This window comes from Streptomyces sp. NPDC031365, assembly GCF_055569765.1.
Window position 1 is genome coordinate 29,823 of the sequence record NZ_JBVIIM010000035.1, and the last position, 23,421, is coordinate 53,243.

A 23,421-nucleotide genomic window follows, 5' to 3' on the forward strand; every position below is an offset into this window, starting at 1 on the left:
GGGGGCCCTCTGGAAAGGTGAGGCAAGGTGTACAGTGCGAAAAGAACGAACGGCAACCAGTAGTTTTCGCAAGTTGTGCGATCGTTACCGATGAGGCGCCCTCGCCGGTGGTCACGTACCAGGGGCACGGGCGTAGCGGGAAGGCAACCGTCGTCACGCACCACCGAGCGCCCACGGGGGACGGCTCGACGCCCTGACGCCGCTCTCACCGTCCCCGCGGGGGGCGCCACGCAGGGCGGGAGCGCGGCCGGTCCACTCACCCGACCCTCGCCGGCCGCACCCGCACCACCCCTCACCGAACCGGAGCAAGGAGCCTCCACGATGCGGATCGTCGTTCCCCGCCGGCCGACGGCGCAGCTCTCCGACGCCTGGCGCCACTGCGTCGGCACGGGAAGGTTGGACCTCGCGCTGAGGCGCGACTACCAGGAGTCGCTCGATCTCGTCCAGAAGGAGATCGGATTCCGTCACATCCGGGGCCACGGCCTGCTCAGTGACGGGATGGGCGTCCACCAGCCCTACGACCACGCCGGCGAGCGGCGCGTGCGCCACGCCTTCCTGTACGTCGACCAGGTGGTGGACGCCTACCTGGAGAGGGGCATCGCGCCCTTCCTCGAACTCGGCTTCATGCCGTCCGGGCTCGCCTCCGGCGACGACACCGTGTTCTGGTGGAAGGGCAACATCACCCCTCCCCGCGACGAGAAGGAGTGGGCGGACCTCGTCCGCGCCGTCATCGGGCACCTGGTCGACCGCTACGGCATCGAGCAGGTGCGCCGGTGGCCGATCGAGGTGTGGAACGAGCCCAACCTGGAGATCTTCTGGTCCGCCGGCCAGGACGCGTACCACCGCCTCTACGAGGTGACCTCGCTGGCGGTGAAGGAGGTCGACGCCGAACTCCAGGTCGGCGGCCCCTCACTGGCGCCGGGTTACGAGGACGGATGGATCCGGCGCTTCGCCGACTTCGTCGAGGCCCGCGACCTGCCGATCGACTTCGTGAGCCGCCACGCCTACTCCTCCGGCCCCGTCCAGCCGGTGCCCTTCGGCGCGCACCAGACGCTCATGCCGGCGTCGGCGCTGCTGGAGCAGTTCGGCGCCCCACGACGGCAGTTGGCGGGCACCGGGCTCGCGGACCTGCCGGTCCACATCACCGAGTTCAACTCCTCCTACCGGCCCGACAACCCGATCCACGACACCGCGTTCCACGCCGCTTACCTCGCACCGGTGCTGGCGAACGGGGGCGACCTCGCGGACTCCTTCTCGTACTGGACGTTCAGCGACGTGTTCGAGGAGGTGGGTATCCCCACCGCGCCGTTCCACGGCGGGTTCGGCCTGCTGACACAACGTCAGATCAAGAAGCCCACCTACCACCTGTACACGTTCATGGCCGGCATGGGCGCACAGGTCCTCTCCCGGGGCGAGGACCACCTCGTGACGCGGCACGACGACGGGCGCGTCACCACGCTGGCCTGGGCTCCGGCCGACCCGGCCGGCGGCGGGCCCGTCGACGGCCACACACTCAGGCTGTCCCTGCCCGTCGGTTCCCCGGACGCACAGGGCTCCGCCTTCGCGCGCCGCCGCTCCGTGAGCGAGGACGCCGGCAACCCCTGGGCCGCGTGGTGCGAGATGGGGCGGCCGCTCGCGCCCGACGACCGCCGGCTCGACGCCCTCCGCGAGGCCGCCGAGCCCGCGAGCTCGCACCGGAGCGTGCCCGTCACCGGAGGGCGTGCCGACGTGGACCTCGTCCTGGGCCGCAACGAGGTGACGCTGCTGGAGCTCATCCCGGTCGTCGACGAGACCCCGGAGTGGTGGAGCGACAGCCGGCTGTTCGGCCTGGGTACCGAGGGCTCCTGACCACCCGTTGACCGCGCTCCGCGGCCGTCTGCATGACGAGCGCGCCCGCAGGTACCCGGCTCGCGATGATCTCTCGGCCGGAGCGGTACGCGACGTTGCCCGGCCCCGCCGGGCCGGGCGCCGGGCGCTCGCGGGTGCTCCTGACAGGCAGGGGCGCAGCCGGGGGAGCCCGGCCCCTCCCGCCCTGCCGTCCCGCGCCCGCGGGACGGCAGGGTCAGCAGTCGGGGATGACGGTCCCGTTGTTGTCCCGCGCCTGGTCGTTGCCCCAGCGTGAGAGGTAGTACGCCGAGACGTACTGGTTGCCGGGGCCCACGTCGAGGTCGGTGCGCAGCCACCAGTGGTTGTAGTTGCCGGCGCCGTCGCGGATCTCGCGCCCCCAGACCTTGCAGAACACGTAGTTGGTGCCCGCGTACAGCGTGCCCGTCCGGGTGGTGCTGGTGGGCGAGGCGTAGCCAGGTGCGTCGGCGAAGGTGTCCACCCAGTGGGTGCCGCCGCCGGAACAGCCGTTGTCGCTGGTCAGGTACCTCTGGTAGTACGAGCCGGGATACGGGGCGAGGGAAGCGCCGTTGATCCGGATGCTCTGCCCGACACCGTTGTAGAGCTGCTCGTAGTGGAGGTGGGCCCCGGTGCTGGCGCCGGTGGAGCCGGTCGTGCCGATCTGCTGGCCCTGGGCGACACCCTGGCCGTGGCTGATCGAGTAGGCAGCCAGATGGAAGTAGTACGTCTTCCAGCCACCGCCGTGGTCGATGACGACGTAGTTGCCGGCACCGCCCGCCTCGTAGTAGCGGTACGCCGTACCGGAGGCGGAGGCCAGCACCGGGGCGCCCGAGGTGGCACCCCCGTCGGAGCGTACGAAGTCCAGGGCGAGGCGGACCTCGGCGGAGTGATGGCTGTAGGTCCACTGCTGGCCGCAGGGGTAGGGCGCCTTGAAGTTCGGTGCCGCCTGGGCCGGTGCGGCGGTGAGGCCGACGAGGCCCAGGGCCCCGAGGGCGCAGGTGAGGAGGACGGACAGGAGGCGTCTGAGTGACATGGCACGGGGCCCTTCTGGGGAAGCCGGGCCGGCGGCTCGGGGGAGCGCCGGCCGGAGGACGCGTGCGCACGCGTGACGGTTCGCGTCGCGGCGCCGAGTGTATGGGCGTGGCCATGCCAAGGATGGGAAGCTTTTCCGTGCCAGTCGAAAAGCCCAGGCAGTCCCCCGCGCGGAGCCCGGGAACGAGTCTTCCGCCGGACACCCGAAGGCTGTTTCATGCCGGACATGGCCGGAACGCTGAGTATCCACTTCACCCCCACCGACTTCCTCCACGTGCGGTTCGCCCGCTCACCGGACCCCATGTGGGAGGCCATCCTCGGCCTGCACGTACTGACCACCCCGGCGGACCGGCTCCCGGCCCGGCTGCGCCTGTGGCGTGGCCGGGCGCGTGAGCGCGCCCGGCGGCCGGACGTGCGGGGCGCGTTCCGCCTGCTGCACGACCTCGCCCCGTCCGACGCCCCCTACTGGCCCGACTTCCTCACACCCGCCGAGTCGGAGGAGGGCTTCGCCGCCGGCCTGCGTGTGCTGCGGGAGACCTCACGCACCCGGCTGGAGCGTGAGGTGCGCGAGGTGTCGCGCCACCGGCCCCTGCCCCCCTGGGCGCGCCGCCTGGCCGCCGGCGACCCCTCGTCGCTCGACGACGTCGCGCACGCCGTCCGCACCGTCCACCGCAGCCTGCTCGCCCCCGACTGGAGCGAGGTCGAGGCCACCGGGGCGGCCGACCGGGCGCGCCGGACGGACAGGCTCGAAGGGGGACTCGGGGCGGTGCTGGCCTCGCTCACGCCCTTCGTGTGGCGCGAACCGGTCCTGAGCGCCCCGTACCCGATGGACCGCACCCTCCGCCTGCGGGGACGGGGGCTGCGCCTGGTCCCCTCCTTCTTCTGCCACGCCCGGCCCGTGGCGATCGCCGACCCCCGGCTGCCTCCCGTCGTCGTCTATCCGCTGCACCCCGACGACCCGCAGGAGGCCCGGAGCGGAGCCCACCAGGACGCGGCCCTCGCACGGCTGCTCGGAGCGAACCGCGCACGCATACTGACCGCCCTCGCGACCACCCGCACCACCGGTGACGTGGCGGCGTGCCTCACCCTCCCGGCGTCGTCCGTCAGCGGCCACCTGACCGTGCTCAGAAACGCCGGACTCGTCGCGAGCGAACGCGCCGGAGTGCACGTCACGCACCGGCTGACACCGCGTGGCCGGCACCTGGTCGGGCGGCGACGGGGGGACGCCGGCCCCGGCCGGCCGTAGAACCGTCACGACCGGGCGCCCCGCACCGGCCCTTGTCGCCGCCCGGGCTCCACGGCGGCCCCGGCGACTGACGGCCGGCGGGCGCGACCGGGCGGCCCGCCCGTACGGGGTGGCCCGCCCGGTGCCGTGTTGTCGTGGGTCCGGCCCATTACGTTCGTGCAGGACCCTTGTGGAAATCCTGTGGAACCCTCAATCTTTCGGCTGACGCACGGACTTGGCCATCGTTATTGACATGATCCTGTCATTGGCCGGATCGTTTCGCCACCCGCGAAGCACGTGCGCCGACCGCACCACCCCCCCCACAGCACACGCACCACCGACTGAGGAGGAACCCTCACATGGCAGTGATGCGTCACCCCCGGCGAAGACTGGCCACCCTCGGTGCCGCGGCCTCCGCGGCGCTCGTCGCGGGCCTTGTCTCCGCTCTCCCCGCGGGCGCGGCCCCGGCCGCGCCCGAAGGCAGCATCCAGTACGCGGGCGCCGAGAACGCGGTGGCCGACAGTTACATCGTGACCCTGAAGGCCGACGAGGCCCGCTCCGGCTCGGCCGAGGGCCGGGCGCTGGCCAAGAAGTACGGTGCCGACATCGAGCGCACCTACACCAAGGCCCTCAACGGCTACGAGGTCGAGGCCTCCGCGGCCGAGGCCAAGCGCCTCGCCGCCGACCCGGCCGTCGCCTCCGTGGTCCAGAACCGCACCTTCCACGTCACCGGCACCCAGCCGAACCCGCCCTCCTGGGGCCTGGACCGGATCGACCAGCAGAGCCTCCCGCTCAACAACTCGTACACCTACCCGGATTCGGCCGGTCAGGGCGTGACGGCGTACGTCATCGACACCGGCGTCCGCATCAGCCACAGCGACTTCGGCGGGCGTGCCTCCTACGGCTACGACGCCATCGACAACGACAACACCGCCCAGGACGGCCACGGTCACGGCACGCATGTCGCCGGCACGGTCGCGGGCAGCGCCTACGGCGTGGCGAAGAAGGCGAAGGTCGTCGGCGTCCGGGTGCTGAACGACTCAGGCTCCGGCACCACCGCCCAGGTCGTCGCGGGCATCGACTGGGTGGCGCGGAACGCGGCCAAGCCGGCCGTCGCCAACATGTCCCTCGGCGGCGGCGCGGACAGCGCCCTCGACACGGCCGTCCGCAACGCCATCGCCTCCGGCGTCACGTTCGTCGTCGCGGCCGGCAACGAGTCGACCAACGCCTCCACCAAGTCCCCGGCCCGGGTGACCGAGGCGATCACCGTCGGCGCGACCACGTCCAGTGACGCGCGCGCGAGCTACTCCAACTACGGTTCCGTCCTGGACGTGTTCGCGCCGGGTTCCTCCATCACCTCCGCCTGGCGCACCAGTGACACGGCCACCAACACCATCTCCGGTACGTCCATGGCGAGCCCGCACGTCGCCGGGGCCGCCGCCCTGCACCTGGCCGACAACCCCTCGGCCACCCCTGCCCAGGTCTCCTCCGCGCTGACCTCCGCCGCCACCACCGGCGTCGTCGGCAACCCGGGCAGCGGATCGCCCAACCGGCTGCTGAACGTGGGCGAGGGTGGCACCACCCCGCCTCCGCCCGGTGACCGCTTCGAGAACACCGAGGGCGCCACCATCAGTGACAACAGCACCGTCGAGTCCCCGGTGACCGTCTCCGGCGTCTCCGGCAACGCGCCCTCGAACCTGGCCGTCGAGGTGGACATCACCCACAGCTACATCGGCGACCTCCAAGTCCAGTTGATCGCGCCCGACGGCACGGCGTACACGCTGAAGTCGTACGGCACCGGCGGCAGCGCGAACGACATCGACACCACCTACACCGTCGACGCCTCCGCGGAGTCGGCGAACGGCACCTGGAAGCTGCGCGTCAGCGACAACGCCTGGTGGGACTCCGGCCGCCTGAACGGCTGGGCCCTGCAGTTCTGACGTGACTCCGCCCGTCGGACGGGCAGCACCACCCTCGCCCTCGGGGAAGCCCCCCGGGGGCGAGGCCCGCCACCTCCGCCTACGATGCGCCTCGTGTCCATACCTCCGCCATACGGGCCCCCGCACGCCCGGGGCCCGCAGGATCCTCAGGGGCAGTACTCCGCCGGCGGCCCCCAAGGCGCCCACCCGCCACCCGGGTTCCCCTACGGAGGGCAACCCGGGTTCGCGCCGTACGGCCTCTACGGGCCCTACGGTCCCCGGCCGCCGGCCGCCGTGAACGGGGTCGCCATCACCGCCCTGGTCTTCGGCGTGCTGTGTTTTCTGCCGGCCCTCGGGCTGGTGCTGGGGCTGATCGCGCTGCGGCAGATCAAACGGCGCGGTGAGCGGGGCCGGGGGATGGCGATCGCGGGTTCCCTGCTGTCCTGCGCCGGACTCGCCCTGTGGACCGCTCTGCTCGCCTCCGGGGCCGCGGCCGACTTCTGGGAGGGCGTCAAGGACGGAGCGAGCGGCGGCGGCAGTGTGCTCGCCCTGGAAAAGGGCGACTGCTTCAACGCGCCCGGTGGCCTGGAGGGATGGACCGAAAGGACCGACCAGGTGTCCTGTGCGCGGGAGCACGACGGAGAGGTCTTCGCCCTCGTCACCCTGCCGCGCGGGGCGTACCCGGGCGACGCCTCCCTCACCGCCACCGCCGACGAGCGGTGCTACGGCGTCCAGGACGACTACGTCATGGACCGCTGGGCGCTGCCCGCCACGGTCGACGTGTACTACTTCGTGCCGACCCGGGAGAGCTGGAGCTTCGGCGACCGCGGGATCACCTGTGTCCTCGGCCACCGCGACGGGCAGTCCCGTCTCACCGGCTCGCTGCGCCGGGACGACACCACCCTCGATCCGCACCAGGTGGCCTATCTGGAGGCCGCCCGGGTGCTCGACGACGCCCTGGACGACGCCCCCGAGGCCGAGCTCGCCGAGGACGACCTGGCGGGGCACACGGCGTGGGCGGGCGAGGTCGCGGCGGCGGTCGCCGAGCAGACCCGGATGCTGCGCGCGCACGAGTGGCCCGCCGGTGCGCACGAGCCGGTGAGCGAGCTCGCCGCCGAGCTGGAGGAGGCGGAGGGGGAGTGGGCGGAGGCCGCCGGGGCCGGGGACGCGGACACCTACTACGAGCACTCCGACCGGGGATGGAACCTCATCGACCCCGATGGTTCGGTCACCGCACGCAAGGCTCTGGGCCTGACCGCGTCCCCGCCCCTCTACGACGACGAGACGGAGCGGGAGCCCGAAAGCGGTGACATGAAGGTGTGACGGCCGCCATAGCGGGGAGAAAGTGCCTGCGTAAAGCCTGCACCCCGCACATGTCATCACATCGAGTGATTCTCAGGCCTTTGCTTGCCTGGCACAACCTACGGTTGCCACGCTGTTGCTGTCTGTACAACCTGATGGGAGTGGCCCGTGACATTCGGTGAGCAGCCGGCCTACCTGCGCGTCGCGGGTGATCTCCGCAAGAAGATCGTCGACGGCCGTCTGCCCCCGCACACCCGGCTCCCCTCCCAGGCGAGGATCCGCGAGGAGTACGGCGTCTCGGACACGGTCGCCCTGGAGGCGCGCAAGGTGCTCATGGCCGAAGGGCTCGTCGAGGGCCGCTCCGGCTCGGGGACGTATGTGCGTGAGCGTCCCGTGCCCCGGCGGGTCGCCCGCTCCGGGTTCCGTCCGGAGCGCGGGGCCACGCCGTTCCGTCAGGAGCAGGCGGACGCGGGGGTCCGCGGCACCTGGGAGTCCGGCAGCGCGCAGGCGGACGCCTGTGCCGCCGTCGCCGGCCGGCTCGGCATCGAGCCCGGCGACCGCGTGATGCGCACCAAGTACCTCTTCAGGGAGGCCGGTGAGCCGATGATGCTCTCCACCTCCTGGGAACCGCTCGCCCTCACCGGCCGGACGCCCGTGATGCTGCCCGAGGAGGGCCCGCTCGGCGGCATGGGCGTCGTCGAGCGCATGCGCGCCATCGACGTGATCGTGGACAACGTCACGGAGGAGGTCGGCGCCCGCCCCGGCCTCGCCGAGGAACTGGTCCTGCTGGGCGGTGTCCCCGGACATGTCGTCCTGGTCATCCAGCGCACCTACTTCGCCTCGGGGCGGCCGGTCGAGACCGCCGACGTGGTCATTCCCGCCGACCGCTACCGGGCCGCCTACCACCTCCCCGTCAAGTAGCGTCATTTCGGCCCTCACGCTCCCGCCTCCGCCCTCGAACTCCCGCCCCATCGCTCCCTCGCGCTCCTTCGCGCGCCCCGCTCCCGCATCCGCTCCGGCGCGCCGTACGGTGCACCGCTGCCCCGCCGCCGGAGTGATCTGGCCGTTCTCCCAGGTCGCCTCCGGAGCCGGGGACGCCCGGCGGTATGCCACTGACCGGATGCGTCGACCGGGGCGCACGGCGCATCCGCCACCATGCGCCCCCCTGTGCTCTGGCTGGTTGCGTACCTCTTTGTGAAAAGCCGTATTCGCTCAGTGAAGGTAAGGCGTAGGGTCGGGCATATGCGGACTGGGGTTTCCTTATCGGGCGGGGCGCGGCGCAGACCGCGGGCGGGAAGTGGAGGGGAGCGATGAACGACGGCACGGTGACTCTTCCCTGGCTCGTCGTGCGTCAGGACGACAACGGCAATCGCTACCGGGTGGGCAGGTACGCGACCCGCGCCGAGGCGGAGCGGATCGCGGACAGCCTCGACGGGCGAGGACACCGGCGGCTCTACTGGGTCGAGCGGATCGGCCCGAACGGGACATCATCCGGCTGACCCCCTCCCGTAGGCTCCGGCGCATGAGCGAGCGGATCGTGGTGGTCGGTGCGGCCCTGTGGCACGAGGGGCGGCTGCTCGCCGCCCGCAGGAGCGCGCCCGCCGAACTGGCCGGGCGCTGGGAGCTGCCCGGTGGCAAGGTCGAACCGGGGGAGGCCCCGGACGCGGCGGTCGTACGGGAGTTGCGCGAGGAACTCGGCGTCGACGCCGAGGCGGGAGAGCGCGTCCCGGGCCAGTGGCCGCTGCGGACGCCGTACGTGATGCAGGTGTGGACCGCCCGCCTGCGCCCCGGATCCGCCGAGCCCCGGCCCCTCGAGGACCATGACGAGCTGCGCTGGCTCACTCCCGACCGGATCTGGGACGTCGGCTGGCTCGACCACGATGTGCCCGCCGTCCGGGACACCCTCGTCCACCTCGGCCTCGGGGAGGGCGTGTGAAGCACGACTCCGGCGCGCGGACGCAGGGGTGACGGAGTGTGGGCGCCTTTCCGCGCCGTTCGTGCCACGACGCGCCGCCGAACGCGGTACTCCGTCCGGGATATCGGGTATGTGCCCATTAACCCCATGAAACGGGACATGGGGTGGGATCTCCCTCACTCCCTCGGCGGGGAAGTGGTCCGTGTGACCGGAACCGACGGCGACTGGGCCGCGTGGACCTTCTCCGCGGACCCGGGAGCCGTGCGCGCCGCCCGCTCCGCCGTCCGCGACCAGCTGCGCCTGTGGGACCTCGAGAGCGTCGGCGACCTCGCGGCCCTGCTGGTCAGCGAGCTGGTCACCAACGCCCTGCGGTACGCCACCGCCCCCATCGGCGTCCGCCTGGTACGCCCCTGTGACCTCGCCGAAGTCCTCCTCGTGGAGGTGTCCGACCCGCTCCCCGACCCCCCGCGTGAACGTCCCGCCCGGCCGGAGGACGAGGGCGGACGCGGACTGCAGCTCCTGGCCTCCGCCTCCCGCCGCTGGGGCACCCGCCCGGGCGCCGCCGGCAAGACCGTGTGGTTCGAACTCACGGTGCCGCGATGACGCCTGGCACGGCCGTTCACCGGTGTACGCGACCGGACTTTCCGTCGAGTGCCCGGTTCCGGCCTGTGGACGTTGTCGAAGAGGGGGATTCGACGACGTGTCCGCTGGTTAGAAGACTGGGAGTGATCTCACGGCGCGGACCGAAAAGCATCGGGACCGTGCTGTGATCGTGAACACCGTGTTGCGCGGCGCCGTAGTGCTGGATACTGCGGGCAGCCGCCCCCGGTGACCGGTGCCGGACGCGGTGAGCTGGAGGGGACGGTTCGCGTGAGCGAGATACCAGCGAAGGCCACGGAGTCCGAGGACTCGTCGGGTGGCGCGAGGAGCGGGGCCGCCGACGGCCTCTTCTCCGGCGATGCTCCGTCCGGCGTCGGGATGTGGCAGAGCAGTCCGCCCGGCTCCATGTACGACTACATCAAGGTCGCCTCCTTCTCCATCGGCCCGGACGGGCTGGTCGACCAGTGGAGCCTGCGTGCCGAGCAGGTCTTCGGCATCCCCGCGGACCGCGTCGTCGGCAGGGACCCCATCGAGGCGTTCATCGAGCCCGTCCGCCGGGAGCGCGGCCAGCGCAAGATGGCCGAGATCCTCGACGGCCGGGAGTGGACCGGAGTGGTGCCCTTCCGGCTGCCGGACTCGCTCGCGGCGGACGAGCACGACCGGGAGGGTCTCGCCGAGGTCTACGTCATGCCGACACGGACCGAGGAGGGGCAGAAGGCCGCCGTCTGCATCGTCGTCGACGTCCGCACCCTGCGCCGTATCGAGACCGATCTCGCCGCCTCGCAGGCCATATTCGGCCAATCTCCGTTCGGCTTCCTGCTGATCGACACCGACCTGCGGGTACGCCGCGCCAACCAGCGGTTCGCGTCCATCTTCGGTGGCACCCCCGACGACCACCGCGGCAAGGGCGTGCACGACTATCTGCCGCGCGGGGAGGCCGAGCGGGTCGCGGCGACCCTGCGCCGGGTCCTGGAGTCCGGCAACTCCATCACGGACATGCACGTCACGGGCCATGTGCCGGGCTCCGACGAGCGCCGCCACTGGTCCGTCAACCTCTACCGCGTACACAGCGGCAGCGGCCGGCCCATCGGCATCGCCTGGCTGGGAACCGACATCACCGCCCGCCGCGCCGCCGCCCGGGAGGCCGCCGCCGCGCGGCGCAATCTCGCCCTTCTCAACGAGGCGGGCGCCCGGATCGGCAACTCCCTCGACCTGGAGACGACCGCCCGGGAACTTCTCGACGTCGTCGTCCCCGGCTTCTGCGACCTGGCCACCGTCGACCTGTACCAGGGACTGCTGGCCGGTGACGAGACCCCGTCGAGACTCGCCGACGGCAGCGCCGAGGTGCGCCGGGTCGCCTTCGCCAGCGCCGTCTCCGACGCGCCGTTCAGCGGCACCGGGGAGCCGGTCAAGCTGGGCGCCGTCCACCACTACTCGTTCAACTCGCCCTGCGCGGACGCCCTGCGCACCGCCCGCCCGCAGAAGGTGCCGGGCGACGAGGGCGGCCTGGTGCAGTCCACGCTCGCCGTGCCGATGGTCGCCCACGACACCGTGGTGGGCCTCGCCCAGTTCGCCCGCACCAAGGGCAGCGAGCCGTTCGGCGACCGCGACCGCGACCTCGCGGTCGAACTGGCCGCACGGGCCGCCGTCTGCATCGACAACGCCCGCCTGTACCGGCGTGAGCACGAACGCGCGTTGATACTCCAGCGGTCGCTGCTCCCGCCCGGCGACCCGGAGGCCTCGGGCCTCGACATCGCCTGCCGCTACCTGCCCGGCAGCGTGGCGACGGGCCGGCCCAGCGAGGTCGGCGGCGACTGGTTCGACGTCATCGAACTGCCCGGCCACCGCACCGCGCTGGTCGTCGGCGACGTCATGGGGCGCGGCCTGCGCGCGGCTGTGGCGATGGGCGAACTGCGCACCGCCGTACGCACCCTGGCCCAGCTCGACCTGGAACCCGCCGAGGTGCTCTCCCAGTTGGACGAGATCGCCCGGGGCCTCGGGACCCCCGGCGGTCCCTCCCAGGCCTTCGCGGGAGGGGTGCAGCAGGCCACCAGAGCCGCCCGCCGGCCCCGCGAGGCGGATCTCTCCGAGGTCTACCTGGCGACCTGTGTCTACGCCGTCTACGACTCGGTGACCAGGCGCTGCACCTTCGCCAACGCGGGCCATCTGCCGCCCGTCCTGGTCGAACCGGGCGAGCCCGCCCTGATGCTCGACGTGCCGCCCGGCATGCCGCTCGGGGTCGGCGGGGAGCCCTTCGAGGAGGTGGAGGTCGAACTGCCCGAAGGCGCCCTGCTCGCGCTCTACACGGACGGACTGGTCGAAAGCCGCGATCACCCCCTCGACGAGGGCCTCCAGGCCTTCGTGGGCGCCCTCACGGACCCCTCGGCCCCCCTGGAGGACGTCTGCGACCACGTCCTCAACACCCTCGACACCCACCACGGCGAGGACGACATCGCCCTGCTGATGGCCCGCGTCCAGGGACTGCCCGCCGACTCCGTCGGCGACTGGACCCTGCCCCGCGAGCCCCGCAGCGTGGGGCGCGCCCGCGAGTACGCCCGCGCACAGCTGCTCGCCTGGGACATGGAGCCCCTCGTCGACACCACGGAGCTCCTGGTCAGTGAACTGGTCACCAACGCCCTGCGCTACGGCGAGGGCGAGATCAGGCTCCGGCTCCTCCTCGACCGCACCCTGGTCTGCGAGGTCTGGGACTCCGGCCTGGTCCAGCCCCGTCGCCGGCGCGCCCGCGACACCGACGAGGGCGGCCGCGGCCTCCAGCTCGTCGGCCTGCTCAGCGCGGCCTGGGGCTCACGCCGTACGCCCCGGGGCAAGACGGTCTGGTTCGAACTCCCCCTCCCCGGCACCGACACGACGCTCACCGACCCGGCGGAGGCGCTGCTGAGCCTCTTCTGACGGGACGTCGGCGAGGTGCGTACGCTCGCGCCATGCACCTCACCCCGGCCACTCCGGTACGCCTGACGACCGGCACCCTCACCCTGCGCCCTTGGACCCCCGAGGACGCGGCCGTCCTCGTCGAGCTGTACCAGGACGAGGCCCTGCGCCGCTGGGCGACCGCGCCCGTGCACGACGAGCCGGGCGCGGCGCGCTGGGTGGCCGAGCAGCAGCGCGGCTGGGAAACCGGTGAACGCCTCGCGTTCGCCGTGGAGGAGACACGGGCGTCCGACGCCCGGCCGGCGGGGAACGTCGTCCTCAAACGCCCGGCCACGGCTTCTCCCTCCGCCGAGGTCGGCTACTGGACTGCGGCCCACGCACGGGGCAGGGGAGTGGCCCCGCGCGCCCTGACGGCCCTGGCCGACTGGGCGTTCGCGACCTTCGCCCAGGAGGGCCTGGCCCACCTGGAGCTGCTGCATCAGGTCGACAACACGGCCTCCTGCCGGGTCGCGGAGAAGAGCGGCTTCCTCCTGTCCGGCGTACTCCCCGCCGCCCCGCCCGCCTTCCCTCTGGAGGGCCACCGGCACATGCGCCAGGCGCCCACCGAGGCATGATCGCAACCGGGCCACCCGTTCCCCTCGTCCTCCCTCCGACATCGACCACACGGCTGCCGCGAGGGAGTCGACAGGCGCAGGGGAGCCGGCATGGAACGCACGGACCCGCAGGAACCGCCGGCCCCGGCGGACACCCCGCCCCCGGAACCGGCACCCGACGCCCGACCGGAGCCCGCCGGGGTGCCCGGGCGCACGGAGCCGGCGGCCGCGGGGAACGGGGACTCCACGCCGGAACCGGCCGGGGCGAGTGCCCCGGACGACACCGGCGACGATGCCTTCCCCGCGGGAGCCTGCCGAGGCTCACCGCCCAGCGAGCCGCCGCGTGCGGAGCCGGCGGCCGCCATGGGTGAGGCGTCCCCGCCGGAGGCGGTCGGAGCGGGTGATGCGGGTGGTGCGGGTGGTGCGGGTGGTGCGGTCTCCCCGGGGGAGCGGACCGAAGGCGACTCCGCCGCAGTCCCCGGCAGGCGGGCCGGCGGACGCCGGGGACCCTGGGTCCGCCGGTTCAGGCGAACCGCACTCGTGCTCGCCCTCCTCCTGATCGTGCCGCTTCTCGCCATCGAGACCGCCCTGCGGGTCACCTACATGGGCGATCCGGCGGACGGCACGTACACCCGTGACCGGGACGCCATGTGGCTCGGGCACGCCTGGGTCGACGGACGGAAGAAGGACGCCGACATCAGCGCGCTCGCCCGCCGGCTCGAGGACACCGGGGTGCGTCACCTGTACGTCCATTCCGGCCCGCTGGAGCACGACGGGACGCTGCCGAAGTCGGTGTACCCGCGTGCCCGTTGGTTCATCGACTCCGTGCACCGCGAGCTGCCGGGCGTCCGGGTCCAGGCCTTCCTCGGGGACGTTCTCGCCAACGGGGGCCCCGACGGCCTGCACCTGGACCGCGCCGCCACCCGCGCGGAGGTCGTCCGCAGCGCCGGTCAGGTCCTGGACACCGGCTACGATGGCGTCCACCTCGACCTGGAGCCGCTGCACTCCGGCGACCGGGACTACCTCTCCCTCCTGGACGACCTGCGCACCGTCACCCGCGCACGGGACGCCCAGCTGTCGGTCGCCGCCCACCAGATCGACCCGCTCCCGGCACTCCACTCCGTCGCCGGTCTCTTCGCCGAACACCCCAAGTGGTGGTCCCAGGAGTTCTTCGGCCAGGTCGCCCGGCGCGTCGACCAGATCGCCGTGATGTCGTACGACACCGCGCGGCCGCTGGAGAGCACCTACGGCGGCTACGTGGCCCAGCAGACCTCCCTCGCCCTGGAGGTCACCCCGCCCACCACCCACCTGCTGATGGGCCTGCCTTTCTACTACGAGAGCAACTTCAGCCACTGGGGCCACGCCGAGACCGTCGCCGCCGCCGTCCGCGGCGTCCGCCTCGGCCTCTCCCGGACGGACGCCGACCGGGAACTCTTCGGTGTCGCCCCGTACATCGACTTCGCGGCGACGGAGACGAACTGGGAGGAGTACCGGGAGGGCTGGCTGCGTCCTAACGCCTCCTGATCTTCGAGCCCAGCCACACCAGGGGGTCGTACTTCCGGTCCGCCGCCCGCTCCTTCAGCGGGATCAGCGCGTTGTCGGTGATCTTGATGCCCTCGGGGCAGACCTCCGTGCAGCACTTGGTGATGTTGCAGTAGCCGAGACCGTGTGCGTCCTGGGCGGTGCGCGCCCGGTCCAGGCCGGACTCCCCGGCCGCGTCCAGCGGGTGCATGTCGAGTTCCGCGACCCGCATCAGGAAGCGCGGTCCGGCGAACGCGGGCTTGTTCTCCTCGTGGTCGCGGACCACATGGCAGACGTCCTGGCACAGGAAGCACTCGATGCACTTGCGGAACTCCTGCGAGCGGTCCACGTCCTCCTGCATCATCCGGTACTCGCCCGCACCCACCCCCTCCGGCGGCACGAAGGCCGGGACCTCCCGGGCCTTGGTGTAGTTGAAGCCCACGTCCGTCACCAGGTCGCGGACCACCGGGAAGGCCCGCAGCGGCGTCACGGTGATCGTCTCGTCCGGCTCGAAGACCGACATGCGGGTCATGCACAGCAGCCGCGGACGCCCGTTGATCTCCGCCGAGCACGAGCCGCACTTGCCGGCCTTGCAGTTCCAGCGCACGGCGAGATCGGGGGCCTGGGTGGCCTGGAGGCGGTGGATGATGTCGAGCACCACCTCCCCCTCGTTCACCTCGACCTCGAAGTCCTCCAGGCCGCCACCCTCGACGTCCCCCCGCCACACCTTGAAGCGGGCCTCGTAGCTGCTCACTCGTAAAGCTCCCCTTCGGCGAGGTACTTGACCAGCTCCTCCTTCTCGAAGAGGGCGAGCAGGTCGGGGCGGATGGGTTCGGTGGTCTCCCGGGTGAGGGCGATCTGGCCGCGCACCGCTTCGGTGACCGGACGTCCGCCCGTGCGGTCGGCGAGCGCGCACAGCAGGTTGACGTTGCGCCAGGCGCGGTCCATCCCGGAGTGGTCCTCACGCGTGTGGCCGCCGCGTGACTCGGTGCGCTCCAGCGCCGCCCGGGCCACGCACTCGCTGACCAGCAGCATGTTCCGCAGGTCGAGCGCCAGGTGCCAGCCCGGGTTGAACTGCCGGTGCCCCTCGACCCCGGCGCGGCGGGCCCGTACCCGCAGCTCGGCGAGCTTCTCCAGGGCCTGCTCCATCTCGTGCTCGCGGCGGATGATGCCGACCAGGTCGTTCATCGTCTGCTGGAGTTCCTGGTGCAGGGTGTAGGGGTTCTCCGGCGGGCCCTCGTGCGGTTCCCCGCTCTCCGCCGAGAACGGGCGCAGGGCCTCCGCGGCGGCCGTGTCGACCTGTACGTCGTCCGCCCGGGGGCGCGAGGACCCCGCCCCGCTCGCGTACTCGGCCGCGTGCCATCCCGCCCGGCGCCCGAACACCAGCAGGTCGGACAGGGAGTTGCCGCCGAGCCGGTTGGAGCCGTGCATGCCACCGGCCACCTCACCGGCCGCGAACAGCCCCGGCACCCCGCGCGCCGCCGCCGAGTCGGAGTCGACGGCGATGCCGCCCATCACGTAGTGGCAGGTCGGCCCGACCTCCATCGCCTCCGCCGTGATGTCGACGTCCGCCAGCTCCTTGAACTGGTGGTACATCGACGGCAGCCGCCGTTTGATCACCTCGGCCGGCATCCGCGTGGAGACGTCCAGGAAGACTCCGCCGTGCGGCGAGCCGCGGCCCGCCTTCACCTCGGCGTTGATCGCGCGGGCCACCTCGTCGCGGGGGAGCAGTTCGGGCGGGCGCCGGTTGTGGTCCGGGTCCTCGTACCAGCGGTCGCCCTCCTCCTCCGATTCGGCGTACTTCTCCTTGAAGACGTCCGGGACGTAGTCGAACATGAACCGTTTGCCCTCGGAGTTGCGCAGCACCCCGCCGTCCCCGCGCACCGACTCGGTGACGAGGATGCCCTTCACCGACGGCGGCCAGACCATCCCGGTCGGGTGGAACTGCACGAACTCCATGTTCAACAGCGGGGCCCCGGCCAGCAGTGCCAGCGCGTGCCCGTCACCGGTGTACTCCCACGAGTTCGACGTCACCTTGAAGGACTTGCCGATCCCGCCGGTCGCGATGACCACGGCGGGTGCCTCCAGCACGAAGAAGCGCCCGGACTCCCGCTCGTAGCCGAAGACCCCGCTGACCTTCTCGTCCTCCTTCAGCACGCGGGTGACCGTGCATTCCTGGAAGACCTTCAGCCGCGACTCGTGGTCCCCGGTCTCCCGGAAGTCCTCCTGCTGGAGCGCGACGATCTTCTGCTGGAGGGTGCGGATCAGCTCCAGGCCGGTACGGTCGCCGACGTGGGCGAGCCGCGGGTATTCGTGGCCGCCGAAGTTGCGCTGCGAGATCCGGCCGTCCTTCGTCCGGTCGAACAGCGCGCCCCAGGTCTCCAGCTCCCACACGCGCTGCGGTGCCTCCTGGGCGTGCAGTTCGGCCATCCGCCACTGGTTGAGGAACTTCCCGCCGCGCAGGGTGTCGCGGAAGTGCACCTGCCAGTTGTCGCCGGAGTTGACGTTGCCCATCGCCGCCGCGATGCCGCCCTCGGCCATCACGGTGTGCGCCTTGCCGAACAGCGACTTGCAGATCACGGCCGTACGGGCGCCCCGTTCGCGGGCCTCGATGGCGGCGCGCAGTCCGGCGCCACCGGCCCCGACCACGACGACGTCCCACTCCTGTCGGTCGACCACGGACATCAGTCAAAGCCCCCAGCTAGAAGAAGCGCGGATCGTCGAAGACACCGGACGCGACGAGGTACACGTAGAGGTCGGCCAGCGCCACGCTGAGCAGCGACGCCCAGGCGAGCTGCATGTGCCGGGCGTTGAGCCGGCCGACCCACTGCCACATCCGGTAGCGCACGGGATGCTTGGAGAAGTGCTTGAGCTTCCCGCCGACGATGTGCCGGCAGGAGTGACAGGAGATCGTGTACGCCCAGATCAGCGCGATGTTGACCAGGAACACCAGGGTGCCCAGACCCGCGTGGCCCCAGTTGTAGTCCTCGTCGCGGAAGGCGAGCACGGTGTCGTAGGTCAGTACCAGGGCGACCAGCAGCGCCGCGTAGAAGAAGTACCGGTGGATGTTCTGCAGGATCAGCGGGAAGCGGGTCTCCCCGGTGTATGCGGTGTGCGGTTCGGCGACCGCGCAGGCCGGCGGGGACGCCCAGAAGCCCCGGTAGTAGGCCTTGCGGTAGTAGTAGCAGGTCAGCCGGAAGCCGAGCGGGAAGATCAGGATGATGATCGCCGGGGAGATGCCCCACCAGCTCCCGAACAGTTCCCAGTTCGGCCCGGCCTTCATGGGCTCGCAGTTCTCCGCCAGACACGGGGAGTAGAACGGCGAGACATACGGCGCCGCGTAGTAGTCGGCGTTGGCGAAGGCCCGCCAGGTCGAGTAGACGATGAAGGCGAGCAGCCCGGCCGCGGTGGCGGCCGGGGCCAGCCACCAGCGGTCGGTCCGCAGATGCGGGGCGTCGATCGCGGCGCGCGTGCCGGTTCTCACGCCGCCGCTTCGGGGATGGGGTTCTGTGGCAGGGGGTTCCGTGCCAGTGGCCACTGGTGCACTCCGGTAGGGGTCAGGGGGCGCCGCGATCGGCGGGGTCAGGGGGCGTGACGGCCGCGGGCGCCCAGACCCTCGTCGTCCGTGTCCACCCACAGCGAGGGGTCGTAGGGAGTGTCGGAGATGGTCACGAGGTCGGGCCGCTTCTGGGGGGCCGCGGTGGTGGCCGCCGTCTCCCGCAGCAGCGCGATGCTCTCGCGCAGGTGATTGGTGTCGGACCGGACGCGGCGCATCTCCAGACCACCGCTGCCCATCTGCTTCTCCAGGCGCCCCACCGACCGGATCAGGTCGTCGAGACAGCGCTGGACGGATGTCAGTTCGTCGTGCACGGACATGACTTGCCCTCACTTCCACGGGTCCTTCTGGCCCAAGGCGGCAACGTTCATGCGCCTGCGAGTGTTGCGCGTCACACCTTGCGCTGTGAAGGGATGTGCATCGATTGGCCGAGGCGCATGGGTGCATCGTCCGGTGCCTCGCGCCCCACGGGCACCGCGCCGGGCGGTGCGTTGGGCCGCACGGGTGGGCTTGTCACCCGTGGCCGCCGTGTCGCCCTGGGTTGCCGAACCCTTTCCTCTTCAGTGGGCCGCATACATCGGATGAGCTCCAAATAACACCAAAAGTGATCGTAACGCCCGCGGCCTCCCGGAGGTACCCAGAGATGTCCCACGACGGCGCCGGACCGCGCGCGGCTCTGCGCCCGGTCGCCCTCCTCACCGCCGGCATGCTCGCGGTGCCCGTGCTGGCCGGATGCGGTTCCGACGACGACCCCGCGGGCAAGCCGCTCGCCGGGGCGGACATCGCGCGCGCCGACCGGGCGAAGATCGCCGACGGCGGCACCCTGCGCTGGGCCGTGGACACCGTCCCGGACACCCTGAACACCTTCCAGGCGGACGCCGACGCCACCACCTCCCGGATCGCCCAGGCCGTCCTGCCCTCCCTGTACCGGATGGACGGCCGGGGCCGGGCGGTGCGCAATCCCGACTATCTGGAGTCCGCCGAGGTCGTCGACACCGAGCCCCGACAGGTGGTCCTCTACCGGCTCAGCCAGCAGGCCGTCTGGAGCGACGGCCGCGAGATCGACGCCGCCGACTTCGCCGCCCAGTGGCGCGCCCTGTCCGGCAAGGACACCGCCTACTGGACCGCCCGCAACGCCGGCTACGACCGCATCGAGAAGGTCGAGCGAGGCGGGAACAACCTCGAGGTCAAGGTCACTTTCAGCCGCCCCTACGCCGATTGGCGGTCCCTCTTCACCCCGCTGTACCCCAAGGAGGTCATGGGCACCCCGGACGCCTTCAACGACGGGGCACGCGAGAAGTTGAAGGTCACCGCCGGGCCCTTCACGGTGAAGAAGGTCGACACCGAGGAGGACGAGGTCACCCTCACCCGCAACAAGCGCTGGTGGGGCGACCCGGCGAAACTCTCGAAGATCGTGCTGCGCGCCGTGGACCGCGACAAGCGGATCTCCGCGCTCAGTGCCGGCACCGTCGATCTGGCCGAGATCGACCCCTCCGCCGCCGGCCGGATCACCGCCGCCGCGCTTCCGCGCAGCGAGAGCACCCCCCTCATGGGCCCCGGCGCGGACCGGTCCGCCGCGGACGCGCTGCGCTCCTGGGCGGTAGCCAACGGCTCCGACGAGGACGCCGCCGACGAGGAGGTCTCCGCCCGCAAGAAGCTCCGCAAGAAGGCCGCCAAGTACGCCCGTCAGCAGAAGGCCCTCGGCGGCTTCGAGGTGCGCAAGTCACTGGAGCCCGCCTACACCCAGCTCGCCCTCAACGGCGCGGACGGCCCTCTCGCCGACGAGCGGGTCCGCCGTGCCGTGGCCCGTGCCCTGGACCGCGAGGAGCTCGCGGAGGCCGTCCTGAAGCCGCTGGGACTGCCCGCCGAGCCTGTGGGCAGCCACCTCGCGCTGGCCGGCCAGGACGCCTACGCCGACGGCAGCGGAGCCCTCGGCAAGCAGGACGCCAAGGAGGCCCGGGCGCTGCTCGCGGACGCCGGCTGGGTGCGGGGAGGGCCGGTCAAGGAGAAGAAGGACGAGAAGGAGGAAGCGGCCGGCTCGGAGGCGGAGAAGGACGACGGCGCCGGGGACGGCTCCGGAAGCGAGTCCGGGGGCGACGACGGCGACGACGGAACGTACATCGTCGGCGAGGACGACAAAGAGGACGACGGGGGCAGCGGGGACGGGGACAGCGGCGGGGAGGGGGACAGCACTGGCGACAACACCGACACCACCGACAACAGGGCCCCGCGCGACTCCGGCACCGGCACCGGGCAACTTAACCAGGGCGGTGCCCCCGGCGCCTACGCCCCCGAGGGCACCGCCGCCCCGGCCCGGGCCGGCAGCGCTCCCGTCGCCAAGGACGGCAAGGCGCTCACCCTCCGCTTCGTCCTGCCCTCGGGGCCCGGCTCGGACACGCTGGCCACCGTGGCCGGCCGCATCTCGAGGATGCTCGGGAGGATCGGCATCCGCACCGACCTCTCCAAGGTCGACGACGACAGCTACTTCAAGGACCACATCGCCTCAGGCGAGTACGACCTCGCCCTGTACTCGTGGCCCGCGACCGCCTTCCCCGCCACCGACGCCCGCCCCGTCCACTCCAAGCCGGTCCCGGCCGCCGACGGCTCCCTGAACGTGGAGCAGAACTACACCCGTGTCGGCACCGACCAGATCGACCAGCTCTTCGACCAGGCCATCGGCACCCTCGACGACAAGGAGCGCCACGCCCTGATCCGCAAGGCCGACTCGCGCATCTGGGCGGCGGCCGGTTCGATCCCGCTCTTCCAGCGTCCCCAGCTCACCGCGGCCCGCAAGAACCTGGCCAACGCCGGCGCCTTCGGCTTCCGTACGCCGGTCTTCGAGGACATGGGCTTCGTGAAGAAGTCCGCCGAGGGCCCGTCGGGCTCACCGGGCACGGGGAGCTCCGCGCCGTCGGCCGGGGACTGACGCCTCGGGCGCGTACGAGGAGCGGCCCACCCCTTCACCAAGGGGTGGGCCGCTCCCCGTACGGTTCGGCCGGGATCAGCCGTGCTTGGCGCGGCTCGTGGCGCGGGCGCGCTCGCGGGCGTCCAGGTTCACCTTGCGGATGCGCACGGCCTCCGGGGTGACCTCCACGCACTCGTCGTCACGGCAGAACTCCAGGGACTGCTCCAGCGACAACTTGCGCGGCGGGACGATCGCCTCGAACGAGTCGGCCGAGGACGACCGCATGTTGGTGAGCTTCTTTTCCTTGGTGATGTTCACGTCCATGTCGTCGGAGCGGGAGTTCTCCCCGACGATCATGCCCTCGTACACCTCGGTGCCGGGGTCGGTGAACAGCACACCGCGCTCCTGGAGGTTGGTCATCGCGAACGCGGTGACCGCGCCGGCCCGGTCGGCGACCAGGGAGCCGTTGTTACGGGTCGTGAGCGTCCCGAACCAGGGCTCGTGGCCCTCGTGGATGGAGTGGCCGATGCCCGTGCCACGGGTCTGGGTCAGGAACTCCGTACGGAAGCCGATCAGGCCGCGGGAGGGCACCACGAACTCCATGCGCACCCAGCCGGAGCCGTGGTTGGACATGTTGTCCATCCGGCCCTTGCGGACGCCCATGAGCTGTGTGACCGCGCCCATGTGCTCCTCGGGGACGTCGATGGTCATGCGCTCGACGGGCTCGTGGACCTTGCCGTCGATCTCCTTGGTGACCACCTGCGGCTTGCCGATGGTGAGCTCGAAGCCCTCACGGCGCATCTGCTCGACCAGGATGGCCAGCGCCAGCTCGCCACGGCCCTGCACCTCCCAGGCGTCGGGGCGCTCGGTGTCCAGGACGCGGAGCGAGACGTTGCCGATCAGCTCGCGGTCCAGGCGGTCCTTGACCTGGCGGGCGGTGACCTTGCGGTCCTTGACGGCCGCCTTGTTGCCCGCGCCCTTGCCGGTGCCGCCGCGGCCGACCAGCGGGGAGGTGTTGGTGCCGATGGTCATGGAGATCGCCGGCTCGTCCACCGTGATCAGCGGCAGCGGGATCGGGTTCTCCGGGTCGGCCAGGGTCTCGCCGATCATGATGTCCGGGATACCGGCGACGGCGCAGATGTCACCGGGGCCGGCCTTCTCGGCGGGCTTGCGGGTGAGCGCCTCGGTCATCATCAGCTCGGAGATGCGCACGTTGCCGACGGAGCCGTCGCGCTTCATCCAGGCGACCGTCTGCCCCTTCTTCAGCTCGCCCTGGTGCACGCGCAGCAGGGCGATACGGCCGAGGAAGTTGTCGGCGTCCAGGTTGGTGACGTGGGCCTGGAGCGGCGCGTCCTCGTCGTAGGTCGGGGCCGGGATGTAGTCCAGGATGGTCGAGAAGAACGGCTCCAGGCTGGTGGAGTCCTTCGGGACCGTGCCGTCGTCCGGCTTGGTCAGGGAGGCGACGCCGTCCCGGCCGCAGGCGTAGACGATCGGGAACTCGATCTGCTCCTCGTCGGCGTCCAGGTCGAGGAAGAGGTCGTAGGTCTCGTTGACGACCTCGTCGATCCGGGCGTCCGGACGGTCCGTCTTGTTGATGCAGAGGATGATCGGCAGCCGCTGGTGCAGCGCCTTGCGCAGCACGAAGCGGGTCTGCGGCAGCGGGCCCTCGGAGGCGTCCACCAGCAGCACCACACCGTCGACCATCGACAGGCCGCGCTCGACCTCGCCGCCGAAGTCGGCGTGGCCGGGGGTGTCGATGATGTTGATCGTGATGGGCTCCCCGCCGTCCTTGGGGTGGTACTTCACCGCCGTGTTCTTGGCGAGGATCGTGATGCCCTTCTCACGCTCCAGGTCGTTCGAGTCCATCATGCGGTCGTCGACGGAGTCGAGCTGGTGGGCGGCGAAGGCGCCGGCCTGCTTGAGCATGCCGTCGACGATGGTGGTCTTGCCGTGATCGACGTGAGCGACGATGGCGACGTTGCGGATGTCGTGACGTGTTGCGGACGGTGCCATAAAAGGCGTACTCCCGGAGTGCTGAGGAATGCCCTGCACGAGTGTCTGTGGTGTGCGGGCCCTGCCGGGCTGACACACGCCTCGGCCTCCTCCATGGTACGGGCCC

Annotated in this window: 18 protein-coding genes; 12 read left to right on the top strand and 6 right to left on the bottom strand. The window is 71.7% G+C overall.

Going from position 1 to position 23,421, the window contains the following annotated elements; translation table 11 throughout:
* The first annotated feature begins 321 nt into the window (after window positions 1–321).
* Window positions 322–1,848 (top strand): GH39 family glycosyl hydrolase, encoded by a 1,527-nt coding sequence (locus tag ACZ5C2_RS33755; protein ID WP_468799852.1) that lies wholly within the window; start codon window positions 322–324, stop codon window positions 1,846–1,848.
* Between the two features lie 214 nt (window positions 1,849–2,062).
* Here the strand turns inward: ACZ5C2_RS33755 and ACZ5C2_RS33760 are convergent, their stop codons facing one another.
* Window positions 2,063–2,878: a M23 family metallopeptidase gene (locus tag ACZ5C2_RS33760; protein WP_468799854.1), complete on the bottom strand. Its 816-nt coding sequence runs from the start codon at window positions 2,876–2,878 to the stop codon at window positions 2,063–2,065.
* Window positions 2,879–3,103: 225 nt separating this feature from the next.
* Here ACZ5C2_RS33760 and ACZ5C2_RS33765 point away from each other — a divergent pair, with 225 nt between their 5' ends.
* The 10 genes from ACZ5C2_RS33765 (at window position 3,104) to ACZ5C2_RS33810 (ending at window position 14,844) form a co-directional block, all read left to right on the top strand.
* The gene (locus ACZ5C2_RS33765) at window positions 3,104–4,123 is read left to right on the top strand and encodes an ArsR/SmtB family transcription factor (protein ID WP_468799856.1); all 1,020 of its coding nucleotides are present in this window, start codon (window positions 3,104–3,106) and stop codon (window positions 4,121–4,123) included.
* A gap of 338 nt (window positions 4,124–4,461) precedes the next feature.
* On the top strand, window positions 4,462–6,042 hold the full coding sequence (locus ACZ5C2_RS33770; RefSeq protein ID WP_468799858.1) for a S8 family peptidase: 1,581 nt from the start codon (window positions 4,462–4,464) through the stop codon (window positions 6,040–6,042).
* Window positions 6,043–6,135: 93 nt separating this feature from the next.
* Window positions 6,136–7,344 (top strand): DUF4190 domain-containing protein, encoded by a 1,209-nt coding sequence (locus tag ACZ5C2_RS33775; protein WP_468799860.1) that lies wholly within the window; start codon window positions 6,136–6,138, stop codon window positions 7,342–7,344.
* Between the two features lie 147 nt (window positions 7,345–7,491).
* Window positions 7,492–8,244 carry a GntR family transcriptional regulator gene (locus ACZ5C2_RS33780; protein WP_468799862.1) on the top strand — a complete coding sequence of 251 codons (753 nt, stop codon included), beginning with the start codon at window positions 7,492–7,494 and terminating at the stop codon, window positions 8,242–8,244.
* Between the two features lie 389 nt (window positions 8,245–8,633).
* Window positions 8,634–8,822 carry an SPOR domain-containing protein gene (locus ACZ5C2_RS33785; protein ID WP_468799864.1) on the top strand — a complete coding sequence of 63 codons (189 nt, stop codon included), beginning with the start codon at window positions 8,634–8,636 and terminating at the stop codon, window positions 8,820–8,822.
* A gap of 23 nt (window positions 8,823–8,845) precedes the next feature.
* Complete coding sequence (locus ACZ5C2_RS33790) at window positions 8,846–9,259, top strand: (deoxy)nucleoside triphosphate pyrophosphohydrolase (protein WP_468799866.1); 414 nt, start codon at window positions 8,846–8,848, stop codon at window positions 9,257–9,259.
* Between the two features lie 138 nt (window positions 9,260–9,397).
* Window positions 9,398–9,841 (top strand): ATP-binding protein, encoded by a 444-nt coding sequence (locus ACZ5C2_RS33795; protein ID WP_468799868.1) that lies wholly within the window; start codon window positions 9,398–9,400, stop codon window positions 9,839–9,841.
* A 267-nt stretch (window positions 9,842–10,108) separates the two neighbouring features.
* A complete protein-coding gene (locus ACZ5C2_RS33800) occupies window positions 10,109–12,748 on the top strand; it encodes a SpoIIE family protein phosphatase (RefSeq protein WP_468799870.1) in 2,640 nt (879 codons plus the stop codon).
* 32 nt (window positions 12,749–12,780) lie between these two features.
* Window positions 12,781–13,341 (top strand): GNAT family N-acetyltransferase, encoded by a 561-nt coding sequence (locus ACZ5C2_RS33805; protein ID WP_468799872.1) that lies wholly within the window; start codon window positions 12,781–12,783, stop codon window positions 13,339–13,341.
* A 90-nt stretch (window positions 13,342–13,431) separates the two neighbouring features.
* Entirely contained in the window at window positions 13,432–14,844 is a 1,413-nt protein-coding gene (locus ACZ5C2_RS33810) for a glycoside hydrolase family 18 protein (protein WP_468799874.1), read from the top strand.
* On the opposite strand, the gene ACZ5C2_RS33815 is transcribed toward ACZ5C2_RS33810, so the two are convergent.
* From ACZ5C2_RS33815 to ACZ5C2_RS33830, 4 genes are read right to left on the bottom strand one after another with little or no spacing between them, the layout of a single operon-like run.
* Window positions 14,831–15,595 carry a succinate dehydrogenase/fumarate reductase iron-sulfur subunit gene (locus ACZ5C2_RS33815; RefSeq protein WP_468799876.1) on the bottom strand — a complete coding sequence of 255 codons (765 nt, stop codon included), beginning with the start codon at window positions 15,593–15,595 and terminating at the stop codon, window positions 14,831–14,833. The genes ACZ5C2_RS33810 and ACZ5C2_RS33815 overlap by 14 nt on opposite strands.
* Window positions 15,592–17,526, bottom strand: a complete 1,935-nt coding sequence (locus tag ACZ5C2_RS33820; protein ID WP_468799878.1) for a fumarate reductase/succinate dehydrogenase flavoprotein subunit — start codon at window positions 17,524–17,526, stop codon at window positions 15,592–15,594. The genes ACZ5C2_RS33815 and ACZ5C2_RS33820 overlap by 4 nt, the downstream gene beginning before the upstream one ends.
* A 16-nt stretch (window positions 17,527–17,542) precedes the next feature.
* On the bottom strand, window positions 17,543–18,379 hold the full coding sequence (locus ACZ5C2_RS33825; protein WP_468799880.1) for a hypothetical protein: 837 nt from the start codon (window positions 18,377–18,379) through the stop codon (window positions 17,543–17,545).
* Between the two features lie 44 nt (window positions 18,380–18,423).
* The gene (locus ACZ5C2_RS33830; RefSeq protein ID WP_468799882.1) at window positions 18,424–18,717 is read right to left on the bottom strand and encodes a hypothetical protein; all 294 of its coding nucleotides are present in this window, start codon (window positions 18,715–18,717) and stop codon (window positions 18,424–18,426) included.
* A 323-nt stretch (window positions 18,718–19,040) separates the two neighbouring features.
* Between ACZ5C2_RS33830 and ACZ5C2_RS33835 the strand changes: the two genes are divergently transcribed.
* Entirely contained in the window at window positions 19,041–21,323 is a 2,283-nt protein-coding gene (locus ACZ5C2_RS33835; protein ID WP_468799884.1) for an ABC transporter family substrate-binding protein, read from the top strand.
* A 75-nt stretch (window positions 21,324–21,398) separates the two neighbouring features.
* On the opposite strand, the gene typA is transcribed toward ACZ5C2_RS33835, so the two are convergent.
* On the bottom strand, window positions 21,399–23,315 hold the full coding sequence (typA, locus tag ACZ5C2_RS33840) for a translational GTPase TypA (RefSeq protein WP_468799886.1): 1,917 nt from the start codon (window positions 23,313–23,315) through the stop codon (window positions 21,399–21,401).
* Between the last annotated feature and the right edge of the window lie 106 nt (window positions 23,316–23,421).